Origin of the sequence: Nonomuraea sp. NPDC005650 (genome assembly GCF_040605375.1) — a bacterium.
Classification (GTDB): Bacteria; Actinomycetota; Actinomycetes; order Streptosporangiales; family Streptosporangiaceae; genus Nonomuraea.
Window position 1 is genome coordinate 18,932 of sequence record NZ_JBEXCR010000020.1, and the last position, 19,165, is coordinate 38,096.

Annotated in this window: 20 protein-coding genes, 1 tRNA gene and 1 riboswitch; of the genes, 10 read left to right on the top strand and 11 right to left on the bottom strand. The window is 71.4% G+C overall.

The genetic code is table 11. The features are described 5' to 3' along the window. Positions 1-21 precede the first annotated feature (21 nt). From rph to ABZS69_RS32040, 5 genes are all read left to right on the top strand, one after another. The gene (gene rph, locus ABZS69_RS32020) at positions 22-741 is read left to right on the top strand and encodes a ribonuclease PH (protein WP_355379050.1); all 720 of its coding nucleotides are present in this window, start codon (positions 22-24) and stop codon (positions 739-741) included. Continuing rightward, entirely contained in the window at positions 738-1,328 is a 591-nt protein-coding gene (gene rdgB / locus ABZS69_RS32025) for an RdgB/HAM1 family non-canonical purine NTP pyrophosphatase (RefSeq protein ID WP_355379051.1), read from the top strand. The genes rph and rdgB overlap by 4 nt, the downstream gene beginning before the upstream one ends. Before the next feature lie 46 nt (positions 1,329-1,374). Then, entirely contained in the window at positions 1,375-3,054 is a 1,680-nt protein-coding gene (locus ABZS69_RS32030; RefSeq protein WP_355379052.1) for a molybdopterin-dependent oxidoreductase, read from the top strand. A 615-nt stretch (positions 3,055-3,669) separates the two neighbouring features. Then, positions 3,670-4,329: a toxin glutamine deamidase domain-containing protein gene (locus ABZS69_RS32035; protein WP_355379053.1), complete on the top strand. Its 660-nt coding sequence runs from the start codon at positions 3,670-3,672 to the stop codon at positions 4,327-4,329. After that, complete coding sequence (locus ABZS69_RS32040; RefSeq protein ID WP_355379054.1) at positions 4,326-4,595, top strand: hypothetical protein; 270 nt, start codon at positions 4,326-4,328, stop codon at positions 4,593-4,595. Before ABZS69_RS32035 ends, ABZS69_RS32040 begins: the two co-directional genes overlap by 4 nt. A gap of 131 nt (positions 4,596-4,726) precedes the next feature. On the opposite strand, the gene ABZS69_RS32045 is transcribed toward ABZS69_RS32040, so the two are convergent. The 4 genes from ABZS69_RS32045 to ABZS69_RS32060 form a co-directional block, all read right to left on the bottom strand. After that, positions 4,727-7,216 (bottom strand): FtsX-like permease family protein, encoded by a 2,490-nt coding sequence (locus ABZS69_RS32045; RefSeq protein ID WP_355379055.1) that lies wholly within the window; start codon positions 7,214-7,216, stop codon positions 4,727-4,729. 4 nt (positions 7,217-7,220) lie between these two features. Continuing rightward, a complete protein-coding gene (locus ABZS69_RS32050) occupies positions 7,221-7,976 on the bottom strand; it encodes an ABC transporter ATP-binding protein (protein WP_355379056.1) in 756 nt (251 codons plus the stop codon). Between the two features lie 91 nt (positions 7,977-8,067). Then, positions 8,068-8,748: a response regulator transcription factor gene (locus tag ABZS69_RS32055; RefSeq protein ID WP_355379057.1), complete on the bottom strand. Its 681-nt coding sequence runs from the start codon at positions 8,746-8,748 to the stop codon at positions 8,068-8,070. A gap of 13 nt (positions 8,749-8,761) precedes the next feature. Beyond that, entirely contained in the window at positions 8,762-9,934 is a 1,173-nt protein-coding gene (locus ABZS69_RS32060; RefSeq protein WP_355379058.1) for a histidine kinase, read from the bottom strand. Positions 9,935-10,110: 176 nt separating this feature from the next. Between ABZS69_RS32060 and ABZS69_RS32065 the strand changes: the two genes are divergently transcribed. Further along, on the top strand, positions 10,111-10,602 hold the full coding sequence (locus ABZS69_RS32065; protein WP_355379059.1) for a hypothetical protein: 492 nt from the start codon (positions 10,111-10,113) through the stop codon (positions 10,600-10,602). Between the two features lie 92 nt (positions 10,603-10,694). Here ABZS69_RS32065 and ABZS69_RS32070 read toward each other — a convergent pair. After that, positions 10,695-10,777 (bottom strand) — tRNA-Leu (locus tag ABZS69_RS32070). Positions 10,778-10,881: 104 nt separating this feature from the next. Beyond that, a complete protein-coding gene (gene bcp, locus ABZS69_RS32075) occupies positions 10,882-11,355 on the bottom strand; it encodes a thioredoxin-dependent thiol peroxidase (RefSeq protein WP_355379060.1) in 474 nt (157 codons plus the stop codon). Between the two features lie 152 nt (positions 11,356-11,507). Between bcp and ABZS69_RS32080 the strand changes: the two genes are divergently transcribed. Continuing rightward, entirely contained in the window at positions 11,508-11,837 is a 330-nt protein-coding gene (locus tag ABZS69_RS32080; RefSeq protein ID WP_355379061.1) for a DUF3618 domain-containing protein, read from the top strand. Between the two features lie 77 nt (positions 11,838-11,914). Here the strand turns inward: ABZS69_RS32080 and ABZS69_RS32085 are convergent, their stop codons facing one another. After that, positions 11,915-13,108, bottom strand: coding sequence for an amino acid deaminase/aldolase (locus ABZS69_RS32085; RefSeq protein WP_355379062.1), 1,194 nt, complete (start codon positions 13,106-13,108; stop codon positions 11,915-11,917). A 136-nt stretch (positions 13,109-13,244) separates the two neighbouring features. Between ABZS69_RS32085 and ABZS69_RS32090 the strand changes: the two genes are divergently transcribed. Both ABZS69_RS32090 and ABZS69_RS32095 read left to right on the top strand, forming a co-directional pair. Further along, positions 13,245-13,844, top strand: a complete 600-nt coding sequence (locus tag ABZS69_RS32090) for a DUF6286 domain-containing protein (RefSeq protein WP_355379063.1) — start codon at positions 13,245-13,247, stop codon at positions 13,842-13,844. After that, positions 13,844-14,392: a hypothetical protein gene (locus ABZS69_RS32095; RefSeq protein WP_355379064.1), complete on the top strand. Its 549-nt coding sequence runs from the start codon at positions 13,844-13,846 to the stop codon at positions 14,390-14,392. Before ABZS69_RS32090 ends, ABZS69_RS32095 begins: the two co-directional genes overlap by 1 nt. A gap of 12 nt (positions 14,393-14,404) precedes the next feature. Here ABZS69_RS32095 and ABZS69_RS32100 read toward each other — a convergent pair whose 3' ends face one another. From ABZS69_RS32100 to gcvT, 3 genes are read right to left on the bottom strand one after another with little or no spacing between them, the layout of a single operon-like run. Then, positions 14,405-15,781, bottom strand: coding sequence for an L-serine ammonia-lyase (locus ABZS69_RS32100; RefSeq protein ID WP_355379065.1), 1,377 nt, complete (start codon positions 15,779-15,781; stop codon positions 14,405-14,407). 55 nt (positions 15,782-15,836) lie between these two features. Further along, the gene (gcvH, locus tag ABZS69_RS32105; protein ID WP_355379066.1) at positions 15,837-16,226 is read right to left on the bottom strand and encodes a glycine cleavage system protein GcvH; all 390 of its coding nucleotides are present in this window, start codon (positions 16,224-16,226) and stop codon (positions 15,837-15,839) included. Further along, positions 16,223-17,308 (bottom strand): glycine cleavage system aminomethyltransferase GcvT, encoded by a 1,086-nt coding sequence (gcvT, locus tag ABZS69_RS32110; RefSeq protein ID WP_355379067.1) that lies wholly within the window; start codon positions 17,306-17,308, stop codon positions 16,223-16,225. The genes gcvH and gcvT overlap by 4 nt, the downstream gene beginning before the upstream one ends. Positions 17,309-17,440: 132 nt before the next feature. After that, a riboswitch (glycine riboswitch) is annotated at positions 17,441-17,538 on the bottom strand. A 106-nt stretch (positions 17,539-17,644) separates the two neighbouring features. On the opposite strand from gcvT, the gene ABZS69_RS32115 reads away from it, so the two are divergent. Further along, positions 17,645-18,460: a hypothetical protein gene (locus tag ABZS69_RS32115; RefSeq protein WP_355379068.1), complete on the top strand. Its 816-nt coding sequence runs from the start codon at positions 17,645-17,647 to the stop codon at positions 18,458-18,460. Between the two features lie 14 nt (positions 18,461-18,474). On the opposite strand, the gene ABZS69_RS32120 is transcribed toward ABZS69_RS32115, so the two are convergent. Further along, entirely contained in the window at positions 18,475-19,164 is a 690-nt protein-coding gene (locus ABZS69_RS32120) for a gamma-glutamyl-gamma-aminobutyrate hydrolase family protein (RefSeq protein WP_355379069.1), read from the bottom strand. Position 19,165 lies beyond the last annotated feature (1 nt).

Genomic DNA, 19,165 nt, shown 5'->3' on the forward strand with positions numbered 1-19,165 from the left:
CGCGGAGATAGGGTGATCTGCATGTCCCGACAGGATGGCCGCAACCCTGACCAGCTCCGTCCCATAACCATCACCAGGCGCTGGCTCGCCCACGCCGAAGGATCGGTGCTGGTCGAATTCGGCAACACGCGGGTGCTGTGCGCGGCGTCGGTCCAGGACAGCGTGCCCCGGTGGCGCAGGGGCAGCGGCCAGGGGTGGGTTACGGCCGAATACGCCATGTTGCCCCGGGCGACCAATACCCGCAACGATCGCGAATCGGTCCGCGGCAAAATCGGCGGCCGGACCCACGAGATTTCCCGGCTGATCGGCCGTTCTCTGCGCGCCTGCGTCGATTACAAGGCGTTGGGGGAAAACTCCATCCTGCTCGACTGCGATGTGCTGGACGCCGACGGCGGCACCAGGACCGCCGCGATCACCGGCGCGTACGTCGCGCTCGCCGACGCGATCGCCTGGATGCGCGAGCGCCGGATGTGCCCGGGCGACCCGTTGATCGGCTCGGTCGCGGCCGTCTCCGTCGGGGTCATCGGCTCGGTGCCGATGCTCGACCTCTGCTACACCGAAGACGTGGCCGCCGAGACCGACATGAACGTCGTGATGACCGGCGAGGGCAGCTTCGTAGAGGTGCAGGGCACCGCCGAGGGCGCCCCCTTCGACCGCGCGGCGCTCGACCAGCTCCTCGACCTGGCCGTGGGCGGCTGCGAGGAGCTCAAGCTGATCCAGCAGGAGGCGCTGGGCTCATGAGGATCCTGCTGGCCACCCGCAACACGGGCAAGATCGCGGAGCTGCGCCGGATCCTGTCCGGGTTCGACATCGTCGGGCTCGAGGAGTTCCCCGCGATCGGCGAGGTCGCCGAGACCGGGGTCACGTTCGAGGAAAACGCGCTGCTCAAGGCGCACGCCGTGGCACAGCAGTCGGGGCTGCCCGCGGTTGCCGACGACTCGGGGCTCTGCGTCGACGTGCTGGGCGGCATGCCGGGCGTCTTCTCCGCCCGCTGGTCGGGGCGGCACGGCGACGACCAGGCCAACCTCGACCTGCTGCTGGCGCAGGTCTCCGACGTGCCCGCCGACAAGCTGACCGCGCACTTCGCCTGCGCCGCCGCGCTGGCGCTGCCCTCGGGGGAGTTCCGGGTGGTGGAGGGCGCGCTCCAGGGGCACCTGATCTCCGCCCGCCGGGGGTCCAACGGGTTCGGGTACGACCCGATCTTCGTGCCCGACGGCGAGGAGCTCACGACGGCCGAGATGTCGCCGGAGGAGAAGGACGCGATCAGCCACCGGGGGCGGGCCTTCCGCGCGCTGGCGCCCCTCGTGCGGGGGCTCCTCAGCTCGTAACCACCGTGTAAGAACCGCCCGGGGCCGGGCGGCGTAACGTCGGACTGTGCAGAGTAATCCGATGGTGCCCGCGTGGGCGAGGGCCCTGATGGGGCTGGTGGCCGGGGGCGTGGCCCTCGGGGTCGCGCAGCTCGCGGCCGCGTTCGCCGGGGCCAAGTCATCGCCCGTGGTGGCGGTGGGCGACGCGGCGATCGATCTCACGCCCGCGCCGGTCAAGGAATTCGCGATCAGGACGTTCGGCGAGAACGACAAGACAGTCCTCATCGCGGGCGTGCTGATCGTGGTCCTCGGCGGGGTCGCGCCCCTCATCGGGACGCTGGCCGTGCGCCGGCTCGGCTACGGCTTCGCGGGGCTGGCCGTCTTCGGGGCGATCGGCCTGGCGGCGGTGCTGACCCGGCCGGACGCCGGGGCCCTGGACGTGCTGCCGACCCTGGTGGGGGCGGCGGCCGGCGCCTGGACGCTGAGCTGGCTGGTACGGCGGGCAGCGGGCGAACCCGTCGCCCCTCCACCACTCCCGCCCGCCGCCGCCACCGATGCGATCAAGCCAGCCGAGTCCGCCGGTGCCACCGAGTCCGCCGGTGTTTCCGGGGAGGGCGGTGGCGCGGGGCACGACGGTGCGGAGCGGCCTGCGGTGATGCTGGCCGGAGCGGACCTGTGGACGTTCGATCGGCGGCGGCTGCTGACCGGCGCCACCGGCGGGGCGGTGGTCGCGATCGGGAGCGCCGTGCTCGGGCAGGCGCTCGGCGGGCAGCGCGCCGTGGACGCCGAACGCGTGAGGGTCGCGCTGCCCAAGCCCGCGACGCCCGCCAAACCCATCCCGGCAGCCGCAGACCTCCACATCAGGGGCTTGTCTCCATTTATTACGAGAAATCGTGACTTCTATAGGGTCGACACGGCGCTGGTCGTCCCCCAGGTGGATCCCAGAAGCTGGAAGCTACGCATCCACGGCATGGTCGACCGGCCGGTCGAGCTCACGTACCAGGAGCTGCTCGGCATGCCGCTCACCGAGGCGGACGTCACGCTCACCTGCGTCTCCAACGAGGTCGGCGGCGAGTACGTCGGCAACGCCCGCTGGCTCGGCGTCCGCATGCCCGAGGTGCTGCGCCGGGCCGGGCTCCAGTCCGGCGCCGACATGCTCCTGTCGACCTCGGCCGACGGTTTCACCTGCGGCACCCCGGTCGACGTGGTCATGGACGGCCGCGACGCGCTGTTCGCGATCGCGATGAACGGCGAGGCCCTGCCCCTGGCCCACGGCTTCCCCGTGCGCCAGGTGGTGCCCGGTCTGTACGGGTACGTCTCGGCCACCAAGTGGGTCGTGGACATCAAGGTGACCAGGTTCGACCGGGACGAGGCGTACTGGACGCCGCGCGGCTGGTCGGCCAAGGGCCCCATCAAGACGCAGTCGCGCATCGACGTGCCCAAGTCGGGCGATTCGCTGAAGGCCGGGCGTGCCACGATCGCCGGGGTGGCGTGGGCGCAGCACACCGGGGTGGACGCCGTGGAGGTCAGGGTCGATCGCGGGCCGTGGCGGCAGGCGCGGCTGGCCGAGGTGCCGGGGCCCGACACCTGGCGTCAGTGGTCGATCGACTGGGATGCCACGGCGGGGGAGCACACGATCCAGGTGCGGGCGACCGACGCCGCCGGGCGTACCCAGACCGAGCAGGAGGCCCCGCCCGCGCCCGACGGCGCGACCGGCTGGCACACCATCACGGTGAGCGTGTCCTGAGCCCTGCTTGTCCCTGTTTCCGCAGGTACGGCCGGTGGTTCTGGCGGAGAATCTTGCCGACTTCCCCTCCCTGCCACGGCGACCCCTCTACGATCGGTCGTCGAGCATGACAGGAGGCAGGACGTGTTCCGCGAGCGCAAGCCGGCCGTCCGGTGGGTCCTTCCAGACGGACAGTACAACCCCGTGGTGGCCGAGGGGATGCGGTGGCTCGACTACGAGCGCGCCGCCGAGACCGGCACCGCCCCCACGCGCACCCCGGGCGGCCCGGCCACCTTAGAGCCCGACGCGCCCGGCGGCACGCGGCCCGACCGTGACCCACGGCCGGACCGCGATCCTCGGCCCGATCACAATCCCTGGTCCGAGCGTGACTCTCGGTCCGGCCATGATCCTCGGTCCGACCGTGATCCCCGATCTGACCGCGATCCTCGGTCCGATCACGATCCCCGGCCCGAGCGTGACCCTCGGTCCGATCACGATCCTCGATCCGAGCGTGACCCTCGGTCTGGCTACGATCCCCGATCTGAGCCTGACTCACGGTCTGGGCATGATCCTCGGTCCGGCCGGGATTCCAGGCTCAACCGTGATTCCCGGTCCGAGGGTTCTCGCATGCCCGACATGTCGGATATGCAGGGTGACCTTCTCGATGTCGAGGAGGGTGACTGGTTCGAGCGGACGCGGCGGCCGCCCAGGCTCGTCGACTCCAGGCCGTACGGGATGCCGGGTGGGCTCGCCCAGCCGGACCCGCAGGTGGAGCGGGACCTCGCCGAGGCGCTGCGGCCCGGAGACCGCTTCCCCGACCCGCGTGGCACCTGGGTGCGGCTGATCAACGGCGGCGGGCCCGCCGACGACCCGTTCCGGGCCTCCAACGCCGCCGACTGCGCGCTGGCCGTGCTGTCGACCTGGCACGGCGAGCCCGCCACGGCCGCGCCCAGATTCCCGGAGTACGACCGGATCGGCCGGCCCCTGCTGACCGGCGAGCAGGGGAGCATGTCCAGGATCGAACGGTGGATCGGACAGCGCTTCCAGTACGCGGGGCAGGGCCGGCACGCCTATCCGATGATCGCGCGGCGGCTGCGGGACGCCGGGCACGGGGCCGGAGCCGTTCTCGTGGTGCGCTGGCCCGGAGGCGGCTCCCACGCCTGGAACGTGGTCAACTCCGACGGTGAGGTGATCTGGATCGACGCTCAGAGGGGGCACATGTCCGTCGAACCGGCGTACACGACGGTGACCGGGGTGTTCTGCGTGATACTCGACCGGCAGGGCAGGCCAAGGTGAACCTGGACCAGGCTCGGGCGCTGGCCGAGGAGTACTTCAACGGCGTGCTGGCGCCCGACGAGACGCTGCCGGTGGGGGTGCACGGGTTCCGTGACGGGTATGTGGCGTGGGTGCGCGACCTCGAACCCGACGACCCGGCCACGCTGCCGGAGACGATCGGGGGCGGGTGCATCGTGATCGACCGCGCCACGGGCGAGGTGGTGGCCCGGCCGCTCCTCGACCCCGAGGCCGTCGCCGACCTCTGGCCCGGCCGCACGCCCCGCTGAGGCAGCCCGGCCGCCCGCCACGTTAAGACAGCCCGGCCGCCCGCCACATTGAGACAGGCGGGACGCGAGGCCGCGCGCCGCGTCGAGACAGGCCGGGCGTCCCGTGGGACGCCCGGCCGCTTTTGTCAGGGTCAGCCGGCGGCCAGTGAGCCGACGATCGAGGCCCGGGCCGCGCGCCGCGCCGGAAGCACGGCCGCCAGCACGCCGGCCACCCCGGACAGCAGTACGAACAGCGCGATCTGCCCGGTGGGCACCGCGAAGACGGCCCCGTCCAGCATCGCCATGATCGCGGCCCAGCCGAAGACGCCGCCGAGCACCACCCCCACCAGCGCCCCGATCAGCCCCAGCACCAGCGCCTCGACGGACAACATCCGGCGCAGCTGCGGCCGGGTCAGGCCCAGGGCGCGCAGCAGCGCCGACTCCCTGGTGCGCTCGTGGACCGACAGGGAGAGCGTGTTGGCGATGCCCAGGAGCGAGATCAGGATCGCCAGCCCCAGCAGCCCGGTGATGATCACGAGCAGCATGTCCAGCGTCTCGTCGAACTGGCCGCGTACCTCCGTCGAGCTCGACACCTGCACGGTCGGGTAGGCCGCGACGGCGGCGTCCACCACCTTGCGGGCCCGCTCGGGCGGCACGCCGTCCTTGATGTTGATCAGGACGCGGGAATCGGGCAGGGCGCCGAAGTACGTGTCGAACGCCGCCTCCGCGACGAGGACCGACGGCAGCGTCGACTGGGCCCCGTCGAGCAGCGCCACCACCTTCAGCGAGACGACCCCGGCCTCCTCGGTCTGCAGCGAGACCGAGTCGCCGAGCCGCACGCCCCGGTCCGTGGCTACGTTGGCCGCCACCGCCGCCTGCCCGGGGCCGAAGCCCTTCAGAGAGCCGGCGGTCACAGACGGGTCGATCGCGCCGCTGAACGTGCCGACGTCGAGCCGCCGGCCCGAGACCTCGGCCCTGGTGGTGCGTACCTGCGCCACGGAGGCCAGCTCCGGCGCGCCGCGCAGCTCCGTGGCCACGGACCGGGGGATGACCGGGTCGCGCTGCTGGCCGGCCAGCATGTAGTCGACGGGGAACTGGTCGTCCAGCTTGGCCGTCAGCGTCAGCCTGGTGGACGCGGTGAGCACCGAGATCAGCGTCATGAGCGTCACGCCGATGGTCAGCGCGATCGTGGTGGTCGCGGCCCGCTTGGGGTTGCGTCCCGAGTTGTCCACCGCGAGCCGCCCCGGCACCCCGAACAGCCGGCCGGGGAGCCAGCCGACCAGGGTGCTCAGCGGCTTGATCAGCACCGGGCCCAGGATCAGCATGGCCAGGAACGTCAGCGCGCCCCCGGCCATGACGGCGAAGAGCGAGACCTCCTGGCCGGGCGTGAGCGCGAAGACGCCGACGGCCGTCGTGCCGAGGCCCGCCACCAGGAAGAGCGCGGCGAAGATGCCGCGTACGCGGCCCGCGTGGAACGTCTGCTCCTCGACCTGGCTGCGCAGCGCCGCGATCGGCGCGACCCGGGTGGCCGACCTGGCGGGCAGCAGCGCCGCGCCCAGCGTGACCGCCAGGCCGACGGCCAGGCCGATCCCGATCGTGGCGGGGCTGAGGGCGACGGCCGCGTCCGTGGGCAGCGGGGCGTCGAACGAGGCCAGGACCGTCAGCGTGAGCGAGGCCAGGCCGTATCCGATGACCAGGCCGAGCGCGGAGGCGATCAGCCCCACCACCGCGGACTCCAGCACGATCGAGCCGAACACCTGCCCGCGTGTGGCCCCGATGCACCGCAGCAGCGCCATCTCCCTGGTGCGCTGCGCGACGAGGATGTTGAAGGTGTTGTAGATGACCAGCGCGGCCACCATCATCGCCACGATGCCGAACATCAGCAGGCCCAGGGTGAACATGCGGGTCTCCACGCCGGCCGCCCTGGCCAGGTCGTCGGCCAGCTCGCCGCCGGTCTTGACCACGTACGCGCCGCCGACGGCCGCCGCGACGGCCTGTTCCAGCCCGGGAGCCGTGCCCGCGACGTCGATCTCGCGGTAGCCCTTCGCGCCGGTCATCCGCTGCGCGGTGGCGGCGGTGAAGCCGACCGCGCCGGTGTAGGAGAGCTCCTGGTCCACGCCGGGGTCGAGCAGTCCGACGAGCTTGAACTGGTGCTTGCGCCCCTTGCCGTCGAGCACGGTGATCGTGTCGCCGAGCGTGAAGCCCTGGGCCTTGGCGGTGTTCTTGTCCAGCACGGCGGCCTGGTCGTCGGTGCCAGGGCCGGTGCCCGAGACGATGTCGGTGCGGTCGAGCGGTCCCCGGACGACGGACAGGGCCGTGGTGGGGGCGTTCCCGACGGCCTTGCCGTCCTTGCCGAGCACGGGGGCGGCGGCGCGGATCAGGCCCTGGGCCTCGGTTACGCCGTCCAGGGCGCGCACCTGCTCCAGGACCCGCTCCGGCAGCACCGCATCGGGGCCCTTGGGCAGCACGGCCACGTCCACCTTGCCCGCGTCGGCCGTGACGCGCTGCGCGAACCCGGCCTGCACGGTGTCGTTCAGCACGAACGTGCCCGCGATGAACCCCACCCCCAGCGTGATCGCCAGCGAGGTGAGCAGCAGCCTGAGCTTGTGCGCGCGCAGCCCGGCCAGTGCCGTCTTCAGCACGTCGTCACGCCCTTTCCAACTGCACGAGCGTGTCCAGCACGGACTGCGGCGTGGGCGCGGCGAGCTCGCTGACCAGCTCGCCGTCGCGCAGGAACACCACGCGGTCGGCGTACGAGGCGGCCACCGGGTCGTGCGTGACCATGACGATGGTCTGGCCCAGTTCGCGTACGGAGGTGCGCAGGAAGGACAGGACCTCGGCGCCGCTGCGGGAGTCCAGGTTCCCCGTGGGCTCGTCGGCGAAGATCACCTGGGGCTTGCTGATCAGTGCCCTGGCCACGGCGACGCGCTGCTGCTGGCCGCCGGAGAGCTGGTTCGGCCGGTGGGAGAGCCGGTCCTTCAGCCCGACGGTCGCGATCACCCGGTCGAACAGCGCCTGGTCCGCCTGGCGGGCGGCGATGTCCAGCGGCAGGCGGATGTTCTGCTCGGCGGTGAGCGTGGGCAGCAGGTTGAAGGCCTGGAAGACGAACCCGATCCGGTCGCGGCGCAGCAGCGTGAGCTGCCGGTCGTCCAGCCCGGTCAGCTCCACGTCGCCGATGTGCACGGTGCCCGAGGTGGCGGCGTCGAGCCCGGCCAGGCAGTGCATCAGCGTGGACTTGCCGGAGCCCGACGGGCCCATGATGGCGGTGAAGGCCCCGGTGGCGAAGGACACGTTCACCGCGTGGAGGGCGTGCACCCGGGCGTCGCCCTCGCCGTACACCTTGGTCAGATCTCTGGCCACCACCGCGGGCGGGGCCTGGCGCCGGGTATCGGTGAGCGTCACGTTCACTCCTTGTCGCGGTTTTTCAACGCGAACCACGCTAGGAGCGGAAAGTTCAGGATCTATGGGACCTGTGGATGGACTTCGTGTAGGACTACAGATGACTCCGGTCAGACTTTCGGCCGATGGCTTCCGGTCGATGCGACGGCACGATCAGCCCGGCCTCGTACGCGTACACGACGACCTGGGCCCGGTCCCGCAGCCCCAGCTTGGCCAGCACCCGCCCCAGGTGCGTCTTCACCGTCGCCTCCGCCACCTGCAGGCGGCCGGCGATCTCCATGTTGGACAGGCCGCGGGCCACCATGAGCAGCACCTCGCGTTCGCGCGGCGTCAGCTCGGCCGTCGCCACCGGCTCGTCCGTCGGGAGCTGCGCGGCGAACCGGTCCAGCATCCGCCGCAAGGTGCTCGGCGACACCACCGAGTCGCCCGCGTGCACGATCTTGATCGCCTCGACCAGGTCGTCCGGCGGCACGTCCTTCAGCAGGAACCCGGCGGCGCCCGCCTTGACCGCGGCGAACGCGTACTCGTCGAGGTCGAACGTGGTCAGGATCAGCACCTTCGGGCCCTGGATGCGGCCGGTGGCCTCGACGCCGTCCATGACCGGCATGCGCACGTCCATGAGCACGACGTCGACCTCGGTGGTCTCGAGCAGCTCCAGCGCCGCGGCCCCGTCGCCGGCCTCGGCCACCACCTCGATGTCCGGCTGGGCCGCGAGCACCATCCTGAACCCGGCGCGCAGCAACTCCTGATCGTCGACCAGCATCACGCGAATCATCCGGCCACCTCCGCTACGCCGCCTTGACCATGGGCAATCTCGCCAGCACTTCGAACCCGCCGCCCTGCCTGGGCTCCGCCGACACCGCGCCGCCGTACATGCCGACCCGCTCGCGCATGCCGATCAGGCCGTGGCCGTCGGTGCTCCTGGGCGCCGCCGCGCCCCTGCCGTCGTCGGTCACGCGTACGACGAGCTCGGGGCCGTTGTAGTCGATCTCCACGAGCGCCTGGACGCCCGGTCCGCCGTGCTTGAGCGCGTTCGTGAGAGCCTCCTGGATGATGCGGTAGACGGCGAGCTGCTGGCCCTCGGGCAGCTCGACGGGCGCGCCGCCGACCTGGAGCCGCGTGGGCACGGCCGAGCCGCGCACCAGGTCCTCCAGCTGGCCGAGCCCAGGCTGCGGGGTGTAGTCGGTGCTCGCCCGCTCGTCCTCGCGCAGGACGCCGACCAGCCTGCGCATCTCGGCCAGCGCGGCGCGCCCGGTCTTGGAGATGGCCCTGACGGCCTCGCGGGCCTGCTCGGGGTCGGTGTCGAGGGCGTAGCCCGCGCCGTCGGCCTGGACCACCATCACGCTGACGTTGTGCGCCACGACGTCGTGCAGCTCCCTGGCGATCCTGGCGCGCTCGGCCGCGGCGGCCATCCTGGCCTGCTGGTCGCGCTCGCGTTCGGCCCGTTCCGCGCGCTCCTCCAGCCCTTCCAGGTAGCGCCTGCGCGTGTTGGCGTACAGACCGGCCAGCCAGATCGTCACCACGAAGATCGAGCCGCTGAAGAACACCCCCAACGTGGGCGTGTTCCATCTGGCCAGCGCCATGAACACGCCCAGCTCCGCCACCAGGCCCGCGGCCAGCGCCCAGCGGAACGTGCAACCGTACGCCACCGCCCAGAGCGCGATCAGCACGGCGAGGTTGGCGGCCAGCGGGCTGACGCCGGCCAGCCACTGCCCGAAGCTGATCAGCGCGATCGTGGCGAACGCGGCGACCGGGCGGTCGCGCCAGAGCAGCGGCAGCAGCAGCACCGCCGACAGCGCCAGGTATCCGGCCACGCCGAGGTGGGGGCCGGCGTCCACGGTCGAGGGCATGGCCGCGTACGGGAACGCCAGGATCACGCACAGCGTGGCCAGCGGCGCGACCCGGAGGAGGCTCGCCGGCTTCTCGTGGCGTCTCGACCACGCCCGTACCTTGCCGAACACACCCTCACGATATGTACCTCCGTCTGACCATAGTTCCGCCTGGAGGTGGAAGTGTGCCTACGACCCAGGTCTTACGTGGAAGGGGGCAGACCTGGGTCTTACGCCGGTCTTACGGTGACTTGGGCACTCTTGTTGTTGGGAGCGCCCCTCTAGTGGGCGAGTAAAGGGAGATCGTGATGGCGGATCATGATCGCGACGCCGGGTCGCGCGGTGAAGAGGAAGCACCGCGCGACCCGACCCCTGATGACGATCTTCACGAGTCCGGGGCGCGGAGCCGGCTGAAGTACGGCGAGGCCCCTCCGGGCCCCGGATTTACCGTGCCCCTGGCGCCGCCTCCTCGTCCTGGCTCCTACCGGGAGTTCTTCCGGCAGAAGCAGGCCCAGGTCCTCGGCGCCGGTCTCATCGGCCTCGTGCTCGGCGCCGTGCTGGGTGGCACCGCCGTGGCGGTGGTCGGCGATTTCTCGCATCGGGACGAGATGCACCGCGGGGTGTACTGGGAGGAGCCGGGCTGGGCGCCCAAACGCTTCCAGTTGCCCGAGCGCCTCGGCCCCGCCTGTGAGCAAGGGCCTGACGGCGTCCAGTGCGGTTATGTGCTGCCGGAGCCCCGATCGGGCGACGTGGCCCCGGCGCCGTCTGCGCCGGTCCCGCTTCCCACCAGCAGCGGCTAGCTTTTCCGAAAGCGCGGTGGGCCCTTTTCGCCGAGCCCGGAAAATGACCCGTGCACAATTCGCTTGTTTCGCCGGGGGAAATGGCACAGGTGTGCGGGCGGGGGGACTCGAACCCCCACGGTGTCTCCACCAACAGGACCTAAACCTGCCGCGTATGCCATTTCGCCACGCCCGCGCAGCCCCCGCGAATGCGGGCCTGACACAGTTTAGCGCTCTCATTGAGGAAGAGGAGCGTATGTGACGACGGGCGCGGGCCCTCCGGGAGGGCCCGCCGGGTGGTCAGCTCAGGCCCAGCTTCTTCTTGAGCCCGGCCACGTGGCCCGTGGCCTTCACGTTGTAGAGCGCCTGCTCCACCTTTCCGTCGGCGTCGATGACGAACGTCGAGCGGATGACCCCCACGACCTCCTTGCCGTACAGCTTCTTCGTGCCGTACGCGCCGTAGGCCTGATGCACGGTCAGGTCGGGGTCGGACAGCAAGGGGAAGTTCAGGGCGTCGCGTTCGGCGAATTTGACGAGTTTTTCCGGTTTGTCCTTAGACACGCCAAGTACGACGAAACCCTCGGCCGTCAACTGGCCGAGGTTGTCGCGGAAGTCGCAGGCCTGCTTGGTGCAGCCGGGTGTCATCGCGGCAGGGTAGAAATAGAGGATCACCCGCTTGCCGCGGTAGGCGTCAAGGGAGACGGTCTCACCGTCGGCGGCGGGTAGCGTGAACTCGGGCGCGGCGTCGCCGGGCGCGAGCTTGGTTTCGGTCAATGGGCCCTCCTGAGTTCCTTCCCGCCAACCTACCGGCCTGGCCGCCGTGCCGTACGGCGTGCCGACCTGACAGACTGATCACCACCAAGAACGATGGAGCTCGCACGGCACGCGGAGCGGGCGCGGCCACGCGTGAGGCCGAGAGGAGAGCCATGGCTGACACCGATCCGGACGAGTTGGAGCGGCGGATCGCGCAGACGCGCGCGGAGTTGGCGCAGACGGTCGACGCCATTGCCGACCGGGTGAGCCCCAAGCGGGTCGCCGAGCGCACGGTGGCCGACGTCAAGAGCAGGGCCACGCACTTCGTGTCGTCCGTGGGCGACGCGCTGGGGGTGGCGCCGCGGCCGGTCGAAGCCGGCGAGCATCCCGACCAGCTGTGGGAGGAGGAGCGGCCCGACCTGGCGCCGGTCCTCATCGGGATCGGCGCGGTGCTGGTCGTGGGCGCGGCCATCGTGCTCTGGCGCCGCCGCAAGCGCCGCTGACCTGCCGCAAGCGCGGCTGACCCGCGGCGGGCCGGTCGGGCACTCGGTCGGCTGGGACGCCCGGCCGGGCCGGGCGCTCAGAGGAAGGTCCGGCCCTCGCCCCGGTACGTGGGCACCGACTCCACGAGCGTGTCGCCGTCGATGAGGTGGAGCGCGTCGAAGCGCTCGCACATCTCGCCCGCCTTGGCGTGCCTGAACCACACCCGGTCCCCGATCCGCAGGTCCTGGGCCGCCTGGCCGAGCAGCGGGGTCTGCACCTCGCCCGCGCCTTCGTCCCGGGCGTAGTGCAGCCCGGCCGGCAGGTACGGCTGGGGCAGGCGGCTCGGGCCCGGCGTGCCCGAGGCCAGATAGCCGCCGCCGAGCACGGTCACGGTCTCCACGCTCGGGCGGCGCACCACCGGCAGGGCGAAGAGCGCGGCCGGGTGCCCGGTGAAGCGGCGGTAGAAGTCGAACAGCCTCGGGTGGAAGAAGCCGGATCCGGCCGCCACCTCGGTGACGGCCTTCTCGCGTACGGTGCGCTCGACGGACCCGGTGCCGCCGCCGTTGACGAACTCCAGGTCGGTGACCTGGCGGACGGCGTTCACGATGCGGCCGCGCCTGACGATGAGGTCCCTGGCGGAGCGGGCCTGCATGATGCGGACGGCGCGGGTGTAGGCGGCGTTCGCGGGCGGGGCGTCGCCGACCCCGGCGATCTGAGCCTCGTACGCCATCAGCCCGGCCACCCGGAACCCGGGGCGCTTGGCGATGGCGGCGGCCAGCTCGGCGGCCTCTTCAGGCTCGCGGATCGGCGAGCGGAGCACCCCCGCCCGAAATTTCCCGCCAAAGGCGATATATCCGGCGTCGATGTCAATACATGTCCGGATCTCGGCCCGGGGGCTGACCTCGGCCACGGCCGCCTCGGCGAAGTCCAGGTGGGCGGTCGAGTCGATCATCACGGTGATGTGGCCGGCCGCGTTCTCGTCCCCGGCCAGCTCGGCCAGCGCGTGCCGGTCGGCCGTCGGGTACGCCACCAGGATGTCGGTGAACCCGTGGGAGGCCAGCCACAGCGCCTCGGGGAGCGTGAAGGCCATGATGCCCTGGAAGCCGTCCATGGCCAGGATGCGTTCGAGCACGGAACGGCAGCGGACCGACTTGCTGGCCACCCGGATCGGCTTGCCCGCCGCCCGCCGTACGAGGTCTGCCGCGTTGGCCCGCATGGCCGCCAGGTCCAGGATGGCGAACGGCGGCTCCAGGACCGCTGTGGCGCGGTCGTAGCGCTGGCGGTCGTCCATATGTGCAGCGTAACGGCATATCCGGCAAATGAATATGAGTGTTGTTCACCTTGTTGCCCGCCCCCGTAATGTTCGGGCAAACGGCGGCGGGGGCGCGGTTCCGGCCATGCGGGATCCGTGTACGTGTGTCGTTGTGATGACCACGCTTCAGCAGATAGTCCCCGGTGCCGCCGTCCCCGCGCGGCACACCGGGCTGCGCCGGGCGAGCAGGGCGCTCAGGCCGGCGCGTACCCTCCCTGGAGCCCTCGTCGCGCTCACGCTGGCCACCGGGCTGGGGGCGACGGCGGCCGAGATCGTGTCGGGGCTGCTCGGCCACCCGCTCGGCTGGGTCCCGGTCAACGATCTGGTCGAGCTCGCGGGCAAGACCACCTGGCCCGAGACGTCCACCGCCGCCGTGGCCGCGGTCGGCGCGGGCACGGCGATGCTGCTGCTGGCGATCGTGCCCGGCCAGTCGAGGCTGGTGCCGGTGGAGACGTCCGACCCGCGGATCGTCATCGGCATCACCCGCTCGGGCCTGCGCCGCACGCTCCGCGCGGCCGCCCAGAAGGTGTCGGGGGTGGACCGGGCCCGGGTACGGCTGCGCAGGAGGACCATCGAGGTCACGGTCAGGACGGGGACGGAGAGCTCCGGCACGATGCTCAGGCAGGTCGGCGTGGCGGTGGGGGACCGCCTGGCCGGCGTGGGCACGCTGGGCACGGGCGAGGTCGTGGTCCGGCTGCGCAGAAAGGGAGCCTGATGCCCGAACGCACCGAGGCGCAGCGGGCGCCCTCCCGGGCCAAGGGGGCCTCGATACGGCAGTACGCGGGCAACCGTGTCGGGCTGGCCATCGTGGGCGGCACGCTGCTGGGCCTGGGCGCGTACGCCTGGCTCCGCGGTCACGGCCGCTTCTTCGACCTGCCCGCCGCCACCAGGATCCTCCCGGCCCCGACCCGCCGGGTGCTCGCCGACGAGCCCTGGCCCCTGTGGGTGCTGGCGCTGAGCTTCCTGCTCCTGACGCTGGTCTCGCTGCGCTGGCTCCTGCTCAGCCTCGGCTGGGGCCGCCGCGGCGCCCACAACGGCACGGGCACCGCGATGCTCTTCGTCGGGCTGAAGGGTGTGGAAGGGCTGGGCCGCTCGGCGGTGCGGGTCGCCGAGAACGGCCTGCACGTCACCCTGACGTGCCCGTCCACCGCGGACGTGGGCGCGGTGGTGAGCAAACTGGACCACGACATCGTCGGCAGGATCCGGCGCGAGATCAGCGACGACGACGCGAGCACCGTCGTCCGCCTGCACGTCCGCCGCTGACCCGGCCCCAGGTCAGCACTCGATCACGTTGACGGCCAGGCCGCCGCGTGAGGTCTCCTTGTACTTGTCGAGCATGTCCCGCCCGGTGTCCCGCATCGTCTTGATGGCACGATCCAGCGGCACGAAGTGGCGGCCGTCGCCGCGCAGGGCGATCCGGGCGGCCGTGATGGCCTTGTTGGAGGCGACCGCGTTCCGCTCGATGCACGGGATCTGGACCAGGCCGCCGATCGGGTCGCAGGTCAGCCCCAGGTTGTGCTCGATGCCGATCTCGGCCGCGTTCTCGACCTGCTCGGGGGTGCCCCCGAGGGCCTCCGTGAGCCCGGCCGAGGCCATCGAGCAGGCGGAGCCGACCTCGCCCTGGCAGCCCACCTCGGCGCCCGAGATCGAGGCGTTCTCCTTGAACAGCACGCCGATCGCGCCCGCCGTCAACAGGAAGCGGACCACGCCCTCCTCGTCCGCGTGCGGGACGAAGCGGGTGTAGTAGGTCAGGACGGCCGGGATGATGCCCGCGGCGCCGTTGGTGGGGGCGGTGACGATGCGGCCCCCGGCGGCGTTCTCCTCGTTGACCGCCAGCGCGAACAGCGCCACCCAGTCCATGGCCTGCAACGGGTCCTTCTCGGGCGACTCCGACTGCAGGCGGCGGTGGAGCTGGTTGGCGCGGCGCTTGACCTTGAGGCCGCCGGGCAGGACGCCCTCCTTGGCGATGCCCCGGCGCACGCACTCCGACATGACCGTCCACAGCCGCAGCAGGCCTGAGCGGATCTCCTCCTCGGTGCGGCCGAACGCCTTCTCGTTCTCCAGCATCAGCGCGGAGATCGACAGACCCGTGTTCGAGCAGTGCTTGAGCAACTCCTCGCCCGTGGTGAAGGGGAAGGGCAGGATCGTGTCGTCCGGCTTGATGCGATCGGCGCCGGTGGCGTTCTCGTCCACGACGAAGCCGCCGCCGACCGAGAAGTAGACCTTCTCCCGCAACTTCTCGCCGCCGGCGTCGTACGCGGTGAAGCGCATGCCGTTCGGGTGCTCGGGCAGCGAGATCTTGCGCTCGAAGACGAGGTGCTCGCCCACGACGAACGGGATCTCGTGCGTCCCGTACAGCTTGACCGTGCCCGACTCGCGCATCTCGGCCAGGCGGCCGTCGATGGAGTCGACGTCGACCAGCTCGGGCTTCTCGCCGGACAGGCCGAGCAGGACCGCTTTGTCGCTGCCGTGGCCCTTGCCGGTCAGGCCGAGCGAGCCGTACAGGATGGCCTCGACCCGCGCGACCTGGGAGAGCAGGCCGTCGTCGTGCAGCCCGCGGGCGAACTTGTGCGCGGCCGCCATCGGGCCTCCCGTGTGGGAGCTCGACGGGCCGATGCCGATTTTGAAGAGGTCGAAGACGCTGATCGCCATTGATGGCGCCTTTCAGGCTGGGGCCGGGGCCCCACGCAGGGCCCCGGCGAACAGGTCAGGAATCGCCTGAGGTGAACGCTGTGTACTCCTCGGCGGAGAGCACGTCCCGGGCGTCGCCCTCGACGCGCACCCGGAACATCCAGCCCTCTCCATACGGGTCACTGTTGACCAGGCTCGGGTCGTCGACCACGGCCTGGTTCACCTCGACGATCTCGCCGCCGACGGGGGTGTAGATCTCGTTCACCGACTTGGTCGACTCCACCTCGCCGACGGATTCGCCCGGCTCGACGTTCGCCCCGACGTCGGGGAGCTGCACGAAGACGACGTCACCAAGGGACTCGGCGGCGAAGGCCGTGACGCCGATGGTCACGGTGAGGCCGTCGTCGAGGCCGGCCACCCACTCGTGCTCCTTGGTGTAGCTCAGGTCGTCAGGGATGTTGCTCACTTGTTCCTCCTGTAGAAGGGCAGCTCTACCAAGTCCATAGGTTCATGGCTGCCCCGGATGTCCACGGCCAGGCCTGACTCGACGCCGGTGTCCACGTAGGCCATCGCGATGGGCTTGCCCAGGGTCTGGGAGGGCGCACCGCTGGTGACCTCGCCGACGACGGCGCCGTCTTTGGTGACCGGGTAGCCGTGACGCGGCACCCGGCGTCCCTGCGTGACCAGGCCGACGAGCCGGCGCCGCGGCGCGTCGTCCTTGACCGCCTCCAGCGCCGACCTGCCGACGAAGTCGCCGGGCTTGTCGAATTTCACCACTCTGCCCAGCCCCGCGTCGAACGGGGTCAGTTCGGCGCTCAGTTCGTTGCCGTAGAGCGGCATGCCGGCCTCGAGCCTGAGGGTGTCGCGGCTGGACAGGCCGGCTGGCTTGAGGCCGTGCGGCTCGCCCGCCGCCATGAGCGCGTGCCAGAGCGGGACGGCGTCCTGGTTGGCGACGAACAGCTCGAACCCGTCCTCGCCGGTGTAGCCGGTGCGGGCGATCAGCGCCTGCCGCCCGTCGACCAGCTCGGGCAGGCCCGCGTAGTACTTGAGCCCGTCGAGGTCGGCGTCGGTGAGCGTGGTGAGGATCTCCTGGGCCCGGGGCCCCTGTACGGCGATCAGCGCGTACTGGTCCGACCGGTCCTCGACCAGCACGTCGTACGCCCTCGACCGCTCTGTCAGCTCTTTTGCGACTTTTTCGTAGTTTGACGCGTTTGCCACGACCATGAACTCGTCGTCGTCCAGCCGGTAGACGATGAGGTCGTCGAGCACGCCACCCTGCTGGTTGACGATCATGGTGTATCTGGCCCGCCCGGTCGCCAGCGCCGACAGGTGGCCGACCAGCGCGTAGTCGAGCGCCTGCCCGGCCTGTGGCCCGGTCAGGAAGATTTCGCCCATGTGGGAGAGGTCGAACAGCCCGGCCGCCCGGCGGACGGCGTTGTGCTCCGCGGACTCGCTCCCGTACCGGAGGGGCATGAGCCACCCGGCGAAGTCGGTGAGCGTGGCGCCGAGGCTCTCGTGAACGTCTCGTAGCGGTGTAGGTCGGGACATTTGTCGCACCTCTGGACAGGATTGGATGCCAGCATCCTCCCCCTCTGTCATCGATGCCTGAGAGCTTCGCCCGAGTTTTGCCGGACTTTCACCTTCGGCGAGGCCTCGTGGGCCTGCTTTCCAGAGGTCACCAAAGGCCGTGCGGTCCTTTGCCTTGAGAGGTTTGCGGGGAGGGCTTGCTCCTTCAGGGACCCTGACCGGCTGTCAGGGCGCTCTCCCGCACGGTTTCGCCGGTGATGTCCGTCAGCCTAGTGCCGCGATGGGGTTGTTGTCGCGTTCTGAGGACTCATGAACCACTCCGGGGGTCGCCGACGTCGAAGAGGTATGAATCGGCGAATGGCGGCTCTCGGCCTGCTGACCACCCTGGCCCTGGCGGGCTGCGGCGCGTCGGAGGCGGCGGCCCCACCCCGGTACGAGGCCAGCCTGACGGTGCTCGAAGGCGGCGGTCACGGGCCGCAGCTGTGCATGATGGTCATGGAGTCGCTGCCACCGCAGTGCGGCGGTCCGGACGTCGTCGGCTGGGACTGGAACAAGGTGGATCACGAGTCGCATGGCGGCGTGAAGTGGGGCGAGTACCGCGTCGTGGGCACCTGGGACGGAGCCCGGCTGACGCTCACCGAGCCGCCCGGCGCGTCCGCGGCGGCCCCCGCTCGTCAGGTGGACTTCGCCAGCCCGTGCCCGGCGCCGCAGGGCGGCTGGCGGCCCGTCGATCCCGCCAAGGCCACGCAGCAGGCGATGGAACTGGCGATGTCGCGGGCCGGCGCGGCCGAGGAGTTCGCGGGCGCCTGGGTCGACCAGAGCTACATGGAGGGCAAGCCCGCGGAGTCGCCCGAGGCCAACGACCCGCTGCGGCTGGTGCTCAACCTGAAGTTCACCGGCGACCTGTCCGGCCGCGAGGCCTGGATCCGCGAGGTGTGGGGCGGCGCGCTGTGCGTCAGCGGCGCGGAGCGCAGCGAGACCGAGTTGCGGGAGATCCAGCGGGAGGTCGAGGCCGAGCTGGGCGGCGGTCTCGTCTCGGCGTCGTCCAACGTGCTGCGCAACCAGGTGGACGTGCTGGTCTGGGCGGCCACCGACGAGCAGCGCCGCGGCATCGAGGCCAGGCACGGCGCCGGGGCCGTGGCGCTGGACAGCGTGCTCCAACCGGTGGCGTGAGGCGCTCCGGCTGATCAGCAGGCCGCGACGAGTGCCTCGAAGAGGGCGCCGTCCTCGGCCGCCTCGGGGTGCCACTGCACGGCCACCGCGAACGGGGCCGAGTCGAGCTCGACCGCCTCGATCGTGCCGTCGCCGGCGGTGGCGGTGACCGTGAGGCCGGGCGCGAGCCGGTCGATGGCCTGGTGGTGGTAGTGGGGGACGGTCACGGGCTCCGTGCCCAGCGCCTTGGCCAGGCGGCTGCCGGGGACCGGCGTGACGGGCATGGGGCCGAACCGGCCGGGCGCGGGGGAGTGGCCGGTGTGCCCCACGACGTCGGGGAGGTGCTGGTGGAGGCTGCCTCCGAGGGCGACGTTGAGCACCTGGAGGCCGCGGCAGATGCCGAGGTACGGCAGGCCGGCGTCGAGGACCGCCGCGATCACCCCGAACTCGGCCTCATCGCGAAATTTGCGGATATAGCCGGTTTGGTCCCCCGGCTCCTGCCCGTACCTGGCCGGGTCGACGTCCCCGCCACCGGCCAGGATCAGGCCGTCCAGCCGGCCCACGACCTGCGCGGGCTCGCCGGCCGGCGGCAGCACGACCGGCTGCCCGCCGGCACGGACGACCTGCTCCACGTACATGTACGGCAGGAGCGCCACGGTCATGTCCCAGACCGTGAACTTCGCCGGCTCCACGTACGACGTGATGCCGATGACGGGACGCTGCACG

Bases quoted from the DNA above. Each gene is read 5' to 3' on its own strand.
- rph (WP_355379050.1), top strand. From the start codon at position 22: ATGTCCCGACAGGATGGCCGCAACCCTGACCAGCTCCGTCCCATAACC.
- ABZS69_RS32090 (WP_355379063.1), top strand. From the start codon at position 13,245: ATGACCACGCTTCAGCAGATAGTCCCCGGTGCCGCCGTCCCCGCGCGG.
- gcvT (WP_355379067.1), bottom strand. From the start codon at position 17,308: ATGTCCCGACCTACACCGCTACGAGACGTTCACGAGAGCCTCGGCGCC.
- ABZS69_RS32100 (WP_355379065.1), bottom strand. From the start codon at position 15,781: ATGGCGATCAGCGTCTTCGACCTCTTCAAAATCGGCATCGGCCCGTCG.
- ABZS69_RS32065 (WP_355379059.1), top strand. From the start codon at position 10,111: ATGGCGGATCATGATCGCGACGCCGGGTCGCGCGGTGAAGAGGAAGCA.
- rdgB (WP_355379051.1), top strand. From the start codon at position 738: ATGAGGATCCTGCTGGCCACCCGCAACACGGGCAAGATCGCGGAGCTG.
- ABZS69_RS32035 (WP_355379053.1), top strand. From the start codon at position 3,670: ATGTCGGATATGCAGGGTGACCTTCTCGATGTCGAGGAGGGTGACTGG.
- ABZS69_RS32080 (WP_355379061.1), top strand. From the start codon at position 11,508: ATGGCTGACACCGATCCGGACGAGTTGGAGCGGCGGATCGCGCAGACG.
- ABZS69_RS32115 (WP_355379068.1), top strand. From the start codon at position 17,645: ATGGCGGCTCTCGGCCTGCTGACCACCCTGGCCCTGGCGGGCTGCGGC.
- ABZS69_RS32095 (WP_355379064.1), top strand. From the start codon at position 13,844: ATGCCCGAACGCACCGAGGCGCAGCGGGCGCCCTCCCGGGCCAAGGGG.
- ABZS69_RS32085 (WP_355379062.1), bottom strand. From the start codon at position 13,108: ATGGACGACCGCCAGCGCTACGACCGCGCCACAGCGGTCCTGGAGCCG.
- ABZS69_RS32055 (WP_355379057.1), bottom strand. From the start codon at position 8,748: ATGATTCGCGTGATGCTGGTCGACGATCAGGAGTTGCTGCGCGCCGGG.